Annotated in this window: 6 protein-coding genes; 5 read left to right on the forward strand and 1 reads right to left on the reverse strand. The window is 71.1% G+C overall.

Going from position 1 to position 15,443, the window contains the following annotated elements; translation table 11 throughout:
- Positions 1-78 precede the first annotated feature (78 nt).
- Positions 79-9,495 carry an AMP-binding protein gene (locus tag IG75_RS37420; RefSeq protein WP_081876986.1) on the forward strand — a complete coding sequence of 3,139 codons (9,417 nt, stop codon included), beginning with the start codon at positions 79-81 and terminating at the stop codon, positions 9,493-9,495.
- 329 nt (positions 9,496-9,824) lie between these two features.
- Positions 9,825-10,814, forward strand: a complete 990-nt coding sequence (locus IG75_RS0119125) for an alpha/beta hydrolase (protein ID WP_030522711.1) — start codon at positions 9,825-9,827, stop codon at positions 10,812-10,814.
- A gap of 145 nt (positions 10,815-10,959) precedes the next feature.
- On the opposite strand, the gene IG75_RS0119130 is transcribed toward IG75_RS0119125, so the two are convergent.
- Positions 10,960-11,769 carry an enoyl-CoA hydratase-related protein gene (locus IG75_RS0119130; RefSeq protein ID WP_030522710.1) on the reverse strand — a complete coding sequence of 270 codons (810 nt, stop codon included), beginning with the start codon at positions 11,767-11,769 and terminating at the stop codon, positions 10,960-10,962.
- A gap of 134 nt (positions 11,770-11,903) precedes the next feature.
- Between IG75_RS0119130 and IG75_RS0119135 the strand changes: the two genes are divergently transcribed.
- The 3 genes from IG75_RS0119135 to IG75_RS0119145 all read left to right on the forward strand — a co-directional run bounded on the left by IG75_RS0119135 (position 11,904) and on the right by IG75_RS0119145 (position 15,427).
- Positions 11,904-13,139 carry a TetR/AcrR family transcriptional regulator gene (locus tag IG75_RS0119135; RefSeq protein ID WP_030525837.1) on the forward strand — a complete coding sequence of 412 codons (1,236 nt, stop codon included), beginning with the start codon at positions 11,904-11,906 and terminating at the stop codon, positions 13,137-13,139.
- 149 nt (positions 13,140-13,288) lie between these two features.
- Positions 13,289-14,668, forward strand: a complete 1,380-nt coding sequence (locus IG75_RS0119140; protein ID WP_030522708.1) for a serine hydrolase domain-containing protein — start codon at positions 13,289-13,291, stop codon at positions 14,666-14,668.
- A gap of 30 nt (positions 14,669-14,698) precedes the next feature.
- Positions 14,699-15,427, forward strand: coding sequence for a MerR family transcriptional regulator (locus IG75_RS0119145; protein WP_030522707.1), 729 nt, complete (start codon positions 14,699-14,701; stop codon positions 15,425-15,427).
- The last annotated feature ends 16 nt before the right edge of the window (positions 15,428-15,443 follow it).

A 15,443-nucleotide genomic window follows, 5' to 3' on the forward strand; every position in this document is an offset into this window, starting at 1 on the left:
TGCGATAGGCAGGCGAGGCGGACAGATGGATGCGGTAGTCGGTCAGCGGTGTGACCACCTCCGGAGGGCGAAAACGGTATGACGCGGCCAGTCCGGACCCGGCCCCACCGAACCCGGCGGCCCCGCGTGACCACCCTTCCGCAGCTGATCGCGAACGCTGTCGAGACCAATCCCGACGGTGCGGCGCTCGTCCTCGCCGACGGCACCGGCCCGCTGGAGCAGGTCAGCTACGCCGATCTGGACGCCTGGTCGAGCCGGTTGGCGCGGTCGCTCATGGCGCGCGGTATCGGTCCGGAGGATCTGGTGGCCGTGGCCATCCCGCGTTCGCTGGACGCGGTGCTGGCGGTCTGGGCGGTGGCCAAGACGGGTGCGGGGTTCGTGCCGATCGATCCCGCCTATCCGCCGAACTGGATCGCGCACCTGCTGGTCGATGTCGGTGCCGTCTACGGTCTGGCGGTCTCCTGGGTTCGCAACGAACTCCCCGACGAGATCGAATGGTTGCAGGTCGACACTGTCGGCGCCGCCCGCGCGCTGGAGCAGTTCTCGTCCGAGCCGGTCACCTACGCCGACCGGATCCGCCCGCTGCGGGCCGAGCATCCCGCCTATGTCAGCTACGTCAGCGACGGCGAGGCCTCGCCGGACGGTGTGGTGGTCACCCAGGCCGGTCTGTCCGGTCTGTGCTCCGAACAGCAGGGCCGGTTCCGGGTCGAACCCGAGGACCGCACGCTGAACTTCGCACCGCTTCCCTCGGATTCGGCCGTACTGGAACTTCTGCTCGCGCTCGGTGGCGCCGCGACCATGGTGGTCGTCTCCCCGCTGGTGTCCACGGCGGACGAACTGACCGAACTGCTGCGTCGCACCGGTGTCACCCATGCCTACCTGACGCCGGAAGCACTGGAGGTGATGGATCCGGCGGGGCTCGACGAACTGGGTGTGGTGGTCGCCGGGCGCCGGCCGTGCCCGCCCGAAGAGGTGGCGCGCTGGGCGATTCCCGTCGCCGGCGGGGCGACCCGGGTGCTGTACCAGGGTTACGGGCCGGCCGAGGCCACGATCATGACCAGCATCAGTACCGCGCTGACCCCCGGCGGGGCGCCCACCGTGGGCGCCCCGATCCGCGGTGTGACGGCCCATATCCTGGACGGACAGCTCGCGCAGGTGCCCGACGGTGCGGTGGGTGAGTTGTATCTCGGCGGGCCGCAACTGGCCCGCGGCTATCACCGCCGGCCCGGGCGGACCGCACAACTGCTGGTCGCCGACCCGTACGCCGACGACGGTTCCCGGCTCTTCCGCACCGGTGATCTGGTGCGCCGCACCGGCGACGGTGAGATGGAATATATGGGCCGGGTCGAACTGCCGGCATTCCAACCGGCGCTTTCGGACGTCACGGCCGGTGACCCGGATACACCGCCGCTCGCCGTCGTCGAGGCCGCCGCGGAACCGGAGGTAGCGCTTTCCGAATCGCCGGCCGACTTCGAGCAGAGCCTGCCGATCCGGGAAGCCGCGGCTGCGCCCGAGCAGCCCGGCCTTCCACACACCGAACCCGAGCAGCCGGCCGAGCAGAACACCTTCGCCGGATACGGCTACGGCCCGGCCCGTCAGGAACCCGACGCCCCCGATCCGGCTCCCGCGCGCGGACTGCCCGGGGAAGACAGCAGGCTCGCCTCCGAGCGGCGGGATATGGAACTGCCCGGGCGCGGCTACCTGGAAATGCCCGACCGCTCACAACCGCTGGGCGCGCGCGGCGCCCGGGCCGCGGAGCCTGGACGCACCGGAACCGAGGCGAACGACCCGGCGGATCCGGACGACAGCTGGCTCAGCGGCGGCCGGCAACTGCCGGCGCCGGGCGATGCGCAGCCTGCCCGCGGGAGTTCGTTCCGGGCGGCCGGTGACGCGCTGGCGTTCTACGAGAACACGCCGGAGAGTGCGGCCGCGCCGGGGAACCGGGGGCCGAGCCCGGCGATGCTACCCGCCACCCGGCCCGAGCCCGGGGCCTCGGATTTCCCGTTCGGCGCCCGGGACAGCAATGCCCCGAGCCCGCTGTGGCCCGACTCCGCCGGCGCCGCACGGCATGCGGAGGAACCTCCGGCACCGCAACCGGTAGCGGCCTCGGACGACCATCCGGCCGCGGCGCAACGGCCGGAATCCATTCCCCTCTCGCCGGGACAGCTGCGCCTGTGGGAGCGCAACCGATTCACTCCCGAAGAAGGCGCCGATACCTTCACCGCCGCGATGACCCTGACCGGCACCCTGGACGCGACGGCCATGCAGGCCGCCGTCGCCGATGTGGTCGACCGGCACGAAACGCTGCGCACCGTCTACCCGGAGGTCGGCGGCACACCGCATCAGGTGGTGCTGCCGCGGGAACGGGCGGTACCGGAGGTGGTCGCCGAACCGGTCACGCCGGCCGAACTGGCCGAGTGGCTGCAGGCACTGGCGCGGACCGATTTCGATGTCGCCGATCCCGAGCAGGTGCCGGTGCGGTTCGCGCTGGCCGAGACCGGCCCGCGGGAGCATGTGGTCGCGGTGGTCGTCCACCGCATCCTCGCCGACGAGGTGTCGGCCGGTCTGCTGCTGCGTGACCTGTTGCGAGCGTTCCTGGGCCGGCGCAACCGGTCGCGGCCGCTGTGGCAGCCGCTGCCGGTGCAGTATCTGGACTATTTCCTGAATCGCCAGGCCGTACTCGGCGACAGCACCGATCCGGGATCGCTCGCCGCGGCGCGGCTGGCGTTCTGGCGCGAATACCTGGCGGGGTTGCCGCCGCGGCTGGAAATTCCGGCCGCCACCGGCGGCTCCGGCGTCACGGGCTACGGCGTGCACGGTTTCGAGATCGGTACCCGCACCCATCGCCGGATCGCCGATATCGCCCGCCGGGGCGAGGTCTCCGAGTTCATCGTGGTGCGGGCGGCGTTCGCGGTGTTGCTGGCCCGCTCGGCCGCCGTCACCGATATCGTGCTGGGCAGCTCGGTGCGTGGACACGACGAACGCGAACTCGACGACGCGATCGGCCCCTACGCCAACACCGTCGTCCTGCGCACCCGCATCGATCCGGCGGAGTCCTTCCTCGACCTGGTCGCGCGGGTCGCCGAATCCGATCGCGCGGCGTTCGCCCACGCGGATCTGCCCTTCGAGATCCTGGACGCCGCGATCGGCATCGGTGCGCCGCTGTTCGATATGGCGATCTCGTTGCGGCACAACGATGTTCCGCGACTGGAGATGCCGAGCCTGTCGACCGAGCCGATCGAGATCGCGAATTCGTCCGCCGAGTGCGGGTTGCGGCTGGTGATCGACCCGCACCGGGCGCCCGACGGTTCACCGGACGGGATCGCGGCCGCGTTGCATTACGCCGCCGACCGGTACGACACGGCCACCGTCACCGAATTCGCGCGCCGGTTGCAGCGCGTACTCACCGTCGCCGGCGGTGATCCGGACGGTCCGGTCGGTGAAATCGACCTGCTGTCCCGGGCCGATCTGGATCGGTTGCTGGTGGTCTGGAACGACACCCGGTACCCGGTCGCGCCGGATCTGCTGCTCGACGGTTATCGCCGCACCGTCGCCACCCGCCCCGATACCGTGGCGGTGGCCGACGCGGAAGCCGAACTGACCTATCAGGAATTCGACGCCCGGGTGAACCGGCTGGCACGTCGGCTGATCGAGGCCGGAGTCGGCACCGAGACACCGGTGGGCGTAGCGCTGCGGAATTCCACCGAGCTGCTGGTCGCGATCTACGCGGTGCTGACCGCCGGTGGCATCTGCCTGCCGCTGGACCCCGACGATCCGGCCGGCTGGAACGCTCGGGTCATCGATATCGCCGGACCGGCCTGTGTGCTGGTGGCCCCGGCCGACGAAGCGCGGCTGGCGGCGGCGGTGGAAACGACCACGCGGCCGCGGCCACCGATCCTGGTGACCGGTACCGAAGATCTCGCCCGCCATTCCGCCGAACCGGTGCGCCCGGAGGAACTGATCCGGCAGATACGCCCGGGTAACGCGGCCTACCTGCTGTGCGCCTCGGTGGCACCGGACGGGCCGGAGCTGGCGGTGCTCTCGCACAGCGCGATCAACAACCAGGTCACGTTGATGCTCGCCCAGTACCCGATGGGTTTCACCGACGTCTACCTCCAGCAGAATCCGCCGACCCGCGACACCTCGCTCTGGGGTACTTTCCTGCCGCTGCGCGCCGGCGCGGAACTCGCCCTGGCCCCGGCCGGGGCGCAAGACCCGGAGCGTATCGCCGCGACGATCGCCGCGCGGGCGGTGACGGTCACCGATTCCGGGCCCGACGAACTCGCCGCCTTCGCCGAGCACGCCGATCCGGGATCGGTGCGCAGTCTGCGCGAGGTATTCGTGACCGGCGGTCCGCTGGCGCCGGAAACGGCCGGGGCGGTGCGGGAACGCTGCGGTGCCCGGGCCCAGAACCTGTACGGCACCGCCGAAACCGCGGTGTCGGCGACCTCCTGGCCGGCCGCGGGGTCCGCGGATCGGTCGGTGCCGATCGGGCTGCCGCAGTGGAATACCCGGGTGTACGTGCTGGATTCGCGGCTGCGGCCGGTCCCGCCCGGGGTCCCCGGTGAGCTGTATCTGGCCGGTGACCAGCTCGCCCGCGGATACTTCGGCCGGCGCGGCGGCACCGCGGACCGGTTCGTCGCCAACCCCTTCGGTTACGGCCAGCGCATGTACCGGACCGGTGACATGGTGCGATGGCGCGACGCCACCGCCACCACCCCGCAGCGACTCGACTACCTGGGCCGTACCGATGACCAGTTCGGTTTCCGCGGCCACCGGATCCGCCCCGCCGCGGTCGCGGCCGCGTTGCGCGCCCTGCCCGGTATCGCCGCCGCCGCGGTACTCACCCGCGGTACCGGCCCGGCCGTATCGTCGGCCGCGCGTCCCGGCGCCCGCCTGGTCGCCTACATCGTTCCCGAGCCGGCCGGGACCGAACCCGACCTCGCCCGAATCCGCGCCGAGCTCGCGCGGGCCCTGCCCGTGGCCCTGGTGCCGTCGGCGTTCGCGGCCGTCGGGCAGATCCCGGCGACCGGCACCGGAGAACCCGATCGGACCGGGCTACCGGACCCCGACGAGATCGCGCCGCTGCCACCCGACCCGGGCCCATGGGCCACGGACGCGCGCGGCGAACCCACCGGCGCGCGGGATAGCGCGGAGACCGCACCGGCGGGACCGCAACCGCAGGCGGCCGAACCCGTCTCGACCGATGCCGCCGCCGATACGCCGGTCGCGTTCACCGGCGCCGCGCCGGAGACCACCGGTGAACTGCCCGCGACTCCCACCGCCGCCCGGCTGCTGGACAATCCCGTCCCCGGGGTCGAGGTCCGGTCGGTGGTGCTCGATCTACCGGCCGGCCGGCCGTTGAGCACGACCGAGATCGCGGTGCGGTCGCTGATGGCCCGGCATCCGATGCTGTCGGCACGGCTCGACACCGGCGACCGGCCGGCCGTCCTGCGGATTCCACCGCGCGAGCAGCGCGGCGAACGCCAGTACTGGTGGCTCGGACCGGAATCCGGTGAGAACACCCTGGCCACCGACGATGTGGTGCAGGCGGCGGCCGACGCACTCGACCCCGTGACCGGCCGCAATATTCATTTCGTCGTCACCGGCACCGAACCGGATCGGCGGCTCGTGGTGGTGGCCAACGGACTGGCCGTCGACGACCGCTCGTGGCGGATCATCATCGACGAGCTGATCGCCGGCTGGGACGGCGCCGAACCCGCCGCGGCCGCACCCGAAAGCAAACTGGCGCAACTGGTGCACGCCTTGGACGCGCGCGCCCGCTCGATCGAACTACTGGACGAGTCCGGATGGTGGCGGCGCAACCTGGCCGGCGCCCAGCTCGCGGCCCCTCTCGGGACCGCCGATCTCCGGGTCCGCCGCCGGGTCTCGCTGGCCATCACCGCCGAGGGCACCGCCGCGGTGACCGCGGCGGCCGGCGCCTACGGGGCCACCGTGCCCGAGGTACTGCTGACCGCCGTCGCCGTCGCCCTGCACACCGGTGCACAGGGCAAAGTCGCCCGCGCGATCGGGTCACTGGTGCGCTGTGACGCCGACGCCCGGTCGTTCGCGAACGGCACCGGCGACCTCGTCGGCGGTTTCGCCACCGAATTCCCGCTGTCGGTCCGGATTGTCGATATCGATACCACCGAGGCCCTGGTCGGCGGGCCCGCCGCGGGAAGCGCGCTGGTCCAGATCCGTGACCTGTACCGGTCGGTACCCGACGGCGGCGCGGGCTACGCGCTTCTGCGTCACCTGAACCCGGAGACCACCGCCGAATTCGCCGCCGCCGAATCCGGCCGGCTCACCCTGCGCTACCGGGATCTGCGCCCGGCCCGGGTCCACACCGACGGCCCGCACGACGAAGTGCCGCTGGCGCTGACCGTCGACGCCACCGACGACGGCCTGCTGTGCAGGTTCGACTACGCGACCGACGTTTTGGCCGGCGAAGATGTGAAAACTTTCGCCGAGCACTGGGTCCGCGCGCTCGGCGGCCTCGCCGAACACGGGTTGCGCCCGGATGCCGGGCACACCGAACCCGCGCCCGCGCCTTTGCCGGCGCCAGTGTCCGGGCCGCAGTCCGTGTCCGGGCCGCAGTCCCGGCCCGAGCCGCAGCTCGCGGCCGAGCCGGAGTCCAGGTCTATGTCCGAACCCGTACCGGACGCGGAGGTCACCTCACTGCTGCGCCCGGTCACCGACATACCGGGTGCCGCGGCGTCCGAGCCGGGCCGCGGCGCGCTACCGCGGCGTCACGCGCAACCCGCGGCCGCCGCCGATCCCCTTCCGGATACGGCCGGTGGACCCGCCCGAGGTGGGTTGCCGCGTCGCCGGACTCCGGGCACCGAGACACCCGCGACGGCCGCACCGGGTATGGACGCCGATGAGGCCGGGGCCGGGCTCCCGCAACGCCGGCCGGTCAGCGGAGCCGGCGCGCCCGCCGAACCGGAGCCGTCCGCATCTCCGCAGCGTGACACCACGCTCCCGCGGGAACCCGAAACCGTTGCGAGCCCGAGTGATTCGGCCGCGACGGCGTCACCGGCCGCATTGCCGCAGCGTCGTTCGCGGCCGCATGTGGATTCGGCTGCGATGGTGGATCCGGTTTCGTTGCCGCAGCGTCGTTCGCGGCCGGATGTGGATTCGGCTGCGATGGCGGATCCGAGTTCGGTTTCATTGCCCCAGCGCCGTTCGGGGCTCGACGCGGACTCTGCTGCGATGGTGGATCCGGTTTCGTTGCCGCAGCGTCGTTCGCGACCCGATACGGATTCGGCTGCGACGGTGGATCCGGTTTCGTTGCCGCAGCGTCCATCGCGACCCGATACGGACTCCGCGGCGGTGGCGGACCCAGGTCCGGCCTCGCTGCCGCAACGCGGCTCGGGACCGTCGCATTCGGCCTCCGGTGCCGCGAGTCCGGAACCGGCCGCACGCTCCGGGGTCCTGCCGCAGCGCCGGTCCCGGCACGATGATGGTCCCGCCGGTGAGCCGGTATCGGAGCAGGCCCCCGACCCCTCGGCTGCGCCGCAGGGCGGGCCGCGGTACGGCGGCGGAGCCGTCGCCGAGCCGGTGGAAGCCGACGAGCCCCCGCCGCCGGCGCTGCCCCGCCGCCGGTCCGCATCCGCGGGCCAACCGGAACGCTCCGGCACAGAGATGGATTCGTCCGAAGCCGCCGCGGCTCCGGGGTTGCCTCAGCGCCGCCCGCGGCATGACAGCGGCTCGCTCGCGGAACCGGCCGGGGCATCCGAGCCGGCAGCGGTGTCGTTGCCGCAGCGCCGGCCTCGGCGCGGCGCGCAGCCCGACGACGATCCGGCGGTCGGCCTCTCCGAGTCCGTGTCCACCGAGAGCGGGCCCGTACCGGATCCGCTGCCGGTGCGCAGCCCGGCCGCCGAGACGCGACCCGCGCCCGCCGGCGCCGAGCCCGAATCGGTGAGTGCGCCGGCGCTGCCGCAGCGCGGAGCCCGCTCCGCGGTGGAATCGGCCGGAACCGCGGCCGATCCGGGCCCGGCCGCGCTGCCGCGGCGCGAGCCGCGCGGTGAGGTCGAATCGGCGCCGGTCGAGCTCCCGCCGGCCCTGCCGCGGCGCCGCCCGCAACCCCTCCGGGACGAGACGGCGTCGTCGGAGCCCCGCGACTGGACTCTGAAGCCTTCGAAGCCCGCGGCCCCCGCGGCCGCACCCGGGCCCGAGCTCACCGCCGATCCCGAGCTCACCGCCGATCCGGAGCCCACCACCTTTCTGCGGCCGATCCCCGATGTGGAGACGACCGCCTACATGTCTCCGATCGTCGATCTGGCCGCACGTGACGACCAGAGCACCCTGCTGTCGCTCTTCGACGAACAGATGAGCCGGACTCCGACGGTCCCGGCCGTGCGGCAGGGGGCGCGGGTGCTCAGTTACAGCGAACTGGACCGCAAGTCCCGAGCGCTGGCCGTGGAACTGATCCGTTTCGGCGTCGGCGACCGGACCCTGGTCGCCGTGGCCATGCGACCGGGTATCGACCTGGTGGTCGCGGTCTGCGCGGTACTGCGCGCAGGCGGCGGATACGTGCCCGTCGATCCCGGCCGCCCGGCCGCGGAAGTCGACGAGTTGCTGGCCACGGTGGCTCCGATCTGCGTGCTGAGCACCTCGGACGAGGGCGTCACCACCGGCACCGGTATCTCGGTGGTCGCCATCGACCTGCTGTATCTGGACCTGCCCGCCGACCCGGCCGCCTTCCCGCCCGTCGCAGCCGACGACCTCGCCGATATCCGGTTCGTCCCCGGCGGCACGGCCGGTGTCACGAGCACGCACCGGCAGTTGGTCGAGCGACTGCGGCGGGCGCAGCGCAGCCATCCCTACGATTCGTCCGATCTGGTGCTGCACGCGGCGCCGACTGTGACCGACATCACTCTGTGGGAGTTGTTCCGGCCGCTGCACCACGGTGCCCAGATCCTGATGCCCGACCATCCGGGCCGGGCCGCCGACCTGTCCCGTTCGATCGCCGCCAACAGGGTGACGATCGTGCACGTGGTCCCGTCCCTGCTGGACCGGTTCCTCGATTCGGTGACCGACGGCGGTGGCCGCGCCGCGCATCCGAGCCTGCGCCGGGTCGTCGTGGACGGCGCGGCGCTCCCGCCCGGCGGTGTCGAACGGTTCACCACGCTGCTGCCCGGCGCGGAACTGGTGATCTGGTACGGCCACAACGAGACGGGTGTGATCACCGTGGGGTCGGTCGGTGGCCGGCCGGTCACCAACGACCGGGTGTATCTTCTGGACGAGCAGTTGCGTCCGGTACCGCCGGGCACCGTCGGCGAGATGTACATCGGCGGTCCGCAGCTGGCCCGGGGTTATTACGGCGCCGCCGCGGAGACGGCCTCGCGGTTCGTCGCCACCGGTGGTGGTGGGCGGCTGTACCGGACGGGGGACCTGGTCCGCCGCCGGGACGGTGTGCTGGAATATCTCGGGCGTGTCGAACGCGTCGGCGGGTCGCTCATGAGTGGCTCCCGGCGGGGCGGGCATGATTGAAACCGCTCCGCGGTGTCCCGAATTCCGGAGCCGATCGGGCGTCGCGACCGAATCTCCGATCCGGTCGACCGGAACAAGATTTTCGGGCAACGCTACGGTAACGATATGTCCGCAAAGTACGACTACAGGGACAGAACTCTCGGGGTGTACGAATCATGCCCCGTTACTGTGAGTCGTTCGGGTCCTGGAGCCGGTTGTTGCGGTGGGGAAAGAGCCCGGATGAAAATTCGAGACGAAGCGAAGGTGTGAAATTGATACGTCGACTCACCCGGCGTGGCGGTAGACGCGCCGCGGCAATGGTCGCGGCCACGGCAGTTCTTACCGGTGTGATGACCGGTCTCGGTGGGAGCACCGCCGGGGCGGATCCGATCATCGAGTCCAAGACACTGCTCGCCGACCCCACCGCGCCCGACGGGTCACGCATCGTCAAGGCCGAGTACAAGGACGACCGCAATCTGCGGCTGTACGTGAACTCGGTGGCCATGGACAAGGACATTGTCGTCGACGTCCAGCGCCCGGCCGACGCTTCGGTGCCCCGGCCCACCCTCTACCTGCTCAACGGCGCGGGTGGCGGCGAGGACTCGGCGTCCTGGCAGGCCCAGACCAACACCCTCGAATTCCTGTCCGACAAGAACGTCAATGTCATCCAGCCCATCGGCGGCTCCTGGACCTACTACACCGACTGGATCAAGGACGATCCGGCGCTGGGCCGCAACAAGTGGAAGACCTTCTTCACCGAAGAGCTCCCGCCGCTGATCGACGGCGCACTGGGCACCAACGGTGTGAACGGCCTCGCCGGTCTGTCCACCTCGGGCACCACCGTGCTGGCCCTGCCGATCGCCAAGCCCGGTCTCTACAAGGCGGCCGCCGCCTACAGCGGTTGTGCCCAGACCAGCGATCCGGTCGGTTCGGAGTTCGTGAAGCTCACCGTGAACACGTGGGGCGGCGGCAACACCGACAACATGTGGGGTCCGCAGGGCTCGCCGGAATGGGCCGCGAACGATCCGTACGTGCACGCCGAAGGGCTGCGCGGTCTCGAACTCTACGTCTCCACCGGTAACGGTCTGCCCGGCCGCTGGGACACCCTGAACGGCCCGCACACCCTGCCCGGCTCCTACGGGCTGGCCAACCAGATCCTGGTCGGCGGCGTCATCGAGGCGGGCACCAACTTCTGCACCCACAACCTGAAGACGCGGCTGGATTCCCTCGGTATTCCGGCCACCTTCAACTTCCGTGACTCGGGTACCCACTCCTGGGGTTACTGGGAGGACGAGTTCAAGGTGTCCTGGCCGGTTCTGGCCCGCGGCCTGGGCATCTAGCCCCACCGCTGTTTCTCACGCCCGTGCCGGGGCGGCCGTGCGCCGCCCCGGCACGGGCGTTTTCATATCCCATCCGGCCGCTCCCCGGTCACGGAAACACCCGCCCTGCCATCGGCAGAGCGGGTGTTCGTCGTCGGGGTCGCGCCTACTCCGCGAAGACCGCTTTGCGTTTGCCCAGCATGGCGCCGGCGCCCTCGAAGAAGTCGGGGGACTGCAGCAGTTCCACCTGGCCGGCCTTCTCGTCGGCCAGGGCCGAGTCCAGAGCGCCGAGGGTGGCGCGGTTCAGTGCCTTCTTGGTGAGTTCGAGGGCCCGCCGCGGGCCCTGGGAGACCTTCTCGGCGGCGGCCTCGACGGCGGCATCCAGTTCCTCGGTGGTGGCCAGGACCTCGGTGAGCAGGCCTTCGGCGCGGGCTGCGGGGGCAGGCAGGCGTTCGCCGAGCAGTGCCATCCGCGCGGCCAGTGGACGGCCGGCGGCCGCGGCCACCAGCGCCGCGGCGCCACCGTCGGGCATCAGGCCGATATTGATGAACGCCAGCAGCAGGTAGGAGTCGGCCTCGGCGTAGACCAGGTCGGCGGCCAGCGCGATACCGACCCCGACCCCGGCGGTCGCGCCCCGGAGGCGGACGATAACCGGTACCGGTAGGTCGACGATGGCGCGGACGAGCCGGTTGGCGGCGTCCATCACCTGGTCGGGGGTGATGCCGCGGGCGCCCTCTTCGGCGCTGGCGGCCAGGTCGGCGCCGGTGCAGAAGTCGCCGCCGTCGCCGGTGAGCACGACCACCCGCACAGCTTTGTCCTGCGCGGCGGCGAGGAAGGTGTCGCCCAGGGCGACCAGCGAGTCGTAGTCGAGCGCGTTCTTGCGCTTGGGCTTGGTGAGAGTGACCCGCAGTACCCGGCCGTCCTGCACGGCGGAGAAACCCGCCGGCTGCGTGGTGGGGGAATCTGTGTTGACCATGCGCGCTCCATCGAGTGCCGTCCGGTGCCGACCGGGTGGCGAATAGCGGTTAACGTTGCGAATTGTGGTTAACTTAGGTTGACTTGTCGGGCGCTGTCAACATCGGCGGCGCCGCCGAGGCGAACGGAGAATGCATGGTCGCGGATAGCAGCCGGGTGGACCCGGCGCGCGTGCGTCCGGCCGACCGTGGCAACGGCCAGGGCGGGCGGCGCCGACCCAAGGACCGCAAGGTTCAGATTATGCGCGCCGCGGCCCGGGCCTTCAGCGAACGTGGCTACTACCCGGTGGGTGTGGACGAGATCGCGGCCGAGGTCGGGATCTCCGGCCCCGCACTGTACCGCCATTTCGCCAATAAATACGCCCTGCTGGTCGCCGCCGCGGAGGAAGGCGCCCGGCAACTGCTCGAGGCCGCCCGGGCCGCGGACGAGCCGGAAGCGAAGCCGGACGAACGTCTCGACGCCCTCATCCGGGCGGTCGCCGAGCACACCATCGAGATCCGGCGCGAGGCCGGTCTGTACCGGTGGGAGGGCCGCTATCTGGAGCAGCCCGACCGTGCCCGCATCCGCACGCTCTACAACGAGATCAACGACACGCTGGCCGCGCCGATCGCGCAGCTCCGCCCGGACGCCCCACCTGAGGACATCGCCCTGCTGGCCGCCGCCGTGCTCAGCGTGATCGGCAGTATCTCGGCCCATCGGACTGCTCTGTCCAGTGCCAAACTGCTGCCGCTGCTGCACGATATGGCCTGGTCGATCGTGCGTACCGAACTTCCGCCCGCCCCCGGCGCCGGCGAACCCGACAACACCCCGCGCGGTCTGCCGGTGACCTCCAAACGGGAGCAGTTGCTCACCGAGGCGATCCGGATCTTCGGCCGCCGCGGCTACCACGAGGCCAGTATCGAGGAGATCGGCGCGGCGGTCGGTATCAACGCCTCCAGCGTCTACCGCTACTTCAGCAGTAAATCCGATCTGCTGGCGGCGGCCTTCCACCGCACCGGCGACCGGCTGGCCTTCGCCATCACCGAGGCGCTCGCCGAGGCGAGCGGCCGTGCCGACGCGGTGGACAAGATCGCCGACCGCTACGTCCGGCTCAGTTTCACCATGCCGGAGATCATGCCGGTGTACTACGCGGAATTCCCGAATCTGCCACCGGCCGAACAGCACAAACTGCGGGCCATCCAGCGGCAGAACGTGCACGAATGGGCGAATCTGCTCGACGGTGATCCGATCGAGGCGCGCTTCCGGGTGCATTCGGCGATCGGCCAGGTCATCGATGTGGGCCGGTTGATCCGTTTCGATTCCCGGCCTCAGCACATGGCCCGGGTGCATGCCCTCATGATGGCGGCCATGCTCGGTTCTCCGACGGTCTGATCGGCGTCGCGCGCCCGGGTGGGACGCCGCGCGGCGTGGGAGCTCGGCGCCGGTTCAGCGCCTCGAAGTCGCGGGAACGGCTCGGCCGAGGACGAGATTCAGGAGAAGGGCTTGACCTTGCCCCAGGGGTAAGGTTCGAGCATCGTTCTATGAGCGAAATCGAACAGGAATTGGCCGCATTCGTCGCGGCGGCGGCGACCGAGCTGGGGGTGCCGGGGGTCGCGGTGGGCGTCTCGACAGCGGGCCGGGAGTACTTCGCCTGCCACGGAGTGACCAGTGTGGACCACCCGCTTCCGGTGGATCGCGATACCGGGTTCGTCATCGGATCGGTCAGCAAGACGTTCACCGCGACCGCGTTGCTGCGACTGGTCGATCAGGGGCTGGTGGAGCTGGACGCGCCGGTGCGGCGGTATGTGCCGGAATTCGCCGGGCCCGGTGTCGCGGCACGTGCGGTCACCGTGGCGCAGCTGCTCAACCACACCGCCGGATTGGAATGGAAGCTGAGTGCCGATAGCGGGGAAGGCGAGGACGCCCTGGCCCGGCACGCGCAACTGCTCGCGACGGCGCCACTGGTCGGCGAACCGGGTGCCCGGGCGTCCTACAGCCAAGCCGGTTTCAACCTGGCGGGCCGGATCGTCGAGAACGTCACCGCGCAGACCTTCGAGCGGGCCGTCGCGGCCCTGCTGCTCGAGCCACTGGGGCTGACGCACAGCGGCTATCTGCACAACGAGGTGATGACCCGGCGGTTCGCGGTCGGTCACAACACCGGGGACACCGGCGATCTCTCGGTGGCCGCGCAGTGGAAGGACAACCGTGCCAACAACCCCGGCGGCGGGCTGGTGTCCTCGGTCGGCGATCTGCTGCGCTGGGCGCGGTTCCATCTCGGTGACGGCCGGACCGCCGACGGCGACCGGATCATGACCGCCGGCTCGCTGCACCGGATGCGGGAGCAGACGGTGGAACTCCGCGGCAGCACGCTGGGTGACGCATTCGGCACCTGCTGGTTCCTGCGCGAGGTCGACGGTGTCGCGACCATCGGGCACGGCGGATCGGGCAACGGGCAGTTCGCCGAGCTGCTGCTCGTGCCGGAGCGGGACTTCGCCGTGGCCGTGATGTCCAATGCGGGGCCGGACGCGGGTCTAGAGTTCGATCGTGCGGCGGTGCGGTGGACGCTGGAGCACTTTCTCGGGCTGGTGGAACACGACCCGGATCCGCTGCCCTACGCCCCGGCGCGGGCCGCCGAGATCACCGGGACCTACGAGAACGAGATGATGCGGCTGACGCTGGAAACCGACGGCTCGGCGCTGACGATCGGCTGCGCCATCAAACCCGAGATCCGGGCGGCCGCGGATACCGAACTACCGCCCGACCTGCCGCCCGCGGCCCTCGGCCTGCTGCCCGGTGACGCCGACGAGTACATCGTGACGGCCGGTGGCCTGGTCGGACAGCGCGGGTACTTCACCCGGGACGAGTCCGGTGCCGTGGTGGGAATCGACCTCGCCGGCCGGTTCTTCGGCCGAGCCCGGTGACGGAACGGATCGCGTCGGAAGGGAACAACCGTGATCACTATCGGACAGCTCGCGCGGTACGCGGGTGTGACGACCAAGGCCGTGCGCGTCTACCACGAACGCGGCCTGCTTCCCGAGCCGCCGCGCGATTCCTCCGGCTATCGGCGCTACCGCGCCGAGGACGCTGTCGAACTGGTCAGGATCAGGACGCTGGCGCAGGCGGGAGTACCGCTGGCGCGAATCAAGGAGTTGCTGGCCGCCGGTCCCGGTGAGTTCGCGGCGGCGCTGGCCGAGATCGATGCCGGGCTCGCCGAACGCGCCGCGGAGATCCGGCGCACCCGGGCCCGGCTCACCGAACTGGACAGGGGCGACCGGCTTTTCGTCTCGGCAGAGGTTGCCGGATATCTCGATCGGCTGCGGCGGCTGGGCGCGAGCGAACGCGCCGTGCGGATGGAACGCGATATCTGGATCCTGCTGCATTCGGTGGCGCCGGCGCAGGCGGCGGACTGGGTCGCCGACAAACTGGATGCCCTCGACGATCCCGAGTTCGGCGCCCTGTATCTCGAGCATGATGCCGCGTTCGACATGTCACCCGCCGACCCGCGGCTGCCGGACCTGGCGAGGCGTACCGTGCGCTGGCTGGCGGGCCGGGACGGCGAGCCGGGCCGTACGATCCCCGCCCTGGATACGGAGCTGCTCCGACTGGTGACCGGGTCGGTCGGCAGCACCTCGCCCGCGTGGGATCGGCTCGCCTCTCTGGCGCGTGAATCGTCTGGGTGAAGACGACACCATCCAG

Source organism: Nocardia rhamnosiphila NBRC 108938 (assembly GCF_000720425.1).
In the GTDB taxonomy this organism is placed as follows: Bacteria; Actinomycetota; Actinomycetes; order Mycobacteriales; family Mycobacteriaceae; genus Nocardia; species Nocardia rhamnosiphila.

Coding starts and splice junctions, on each gene's coding strand:
- IG75_RS0119140 (WP_030522708.1), top strand. CDS start 13,289: ATGAGCGAAATCGAACAGGAATTGGCCGCATTCGTCGCGGCGGCGGCG.
- IG75_RS0119135 (WP_030525837.1), top strand. CDS start 11,904: ATGGTCGCGGATAGCAGCCGGGTGGACCCGGCGCGCGTGCGTCCGGCC.
- IG75_RS37420 (WP_081876986.1), top strand. CDS start 79: ATGACGCGGCCAGTCCGGACCCGGCCCCACCGAACCCGGCGGCCCCGC.
- IG75_RS0119125 (WP_030522711.1), top strand. CDS start 9,825: ATGACCGGTCTCGGTGGGAGCACCGCCGGGGCGGATCCGATCATCGAG.
- IG75_RS0119130 (WP_030522710.1), bottom strand. CDS start 11,769: ATGGTCAACACAGATTCCCCCACCACGCAGCCGGCGGGTTTCTCCGCC.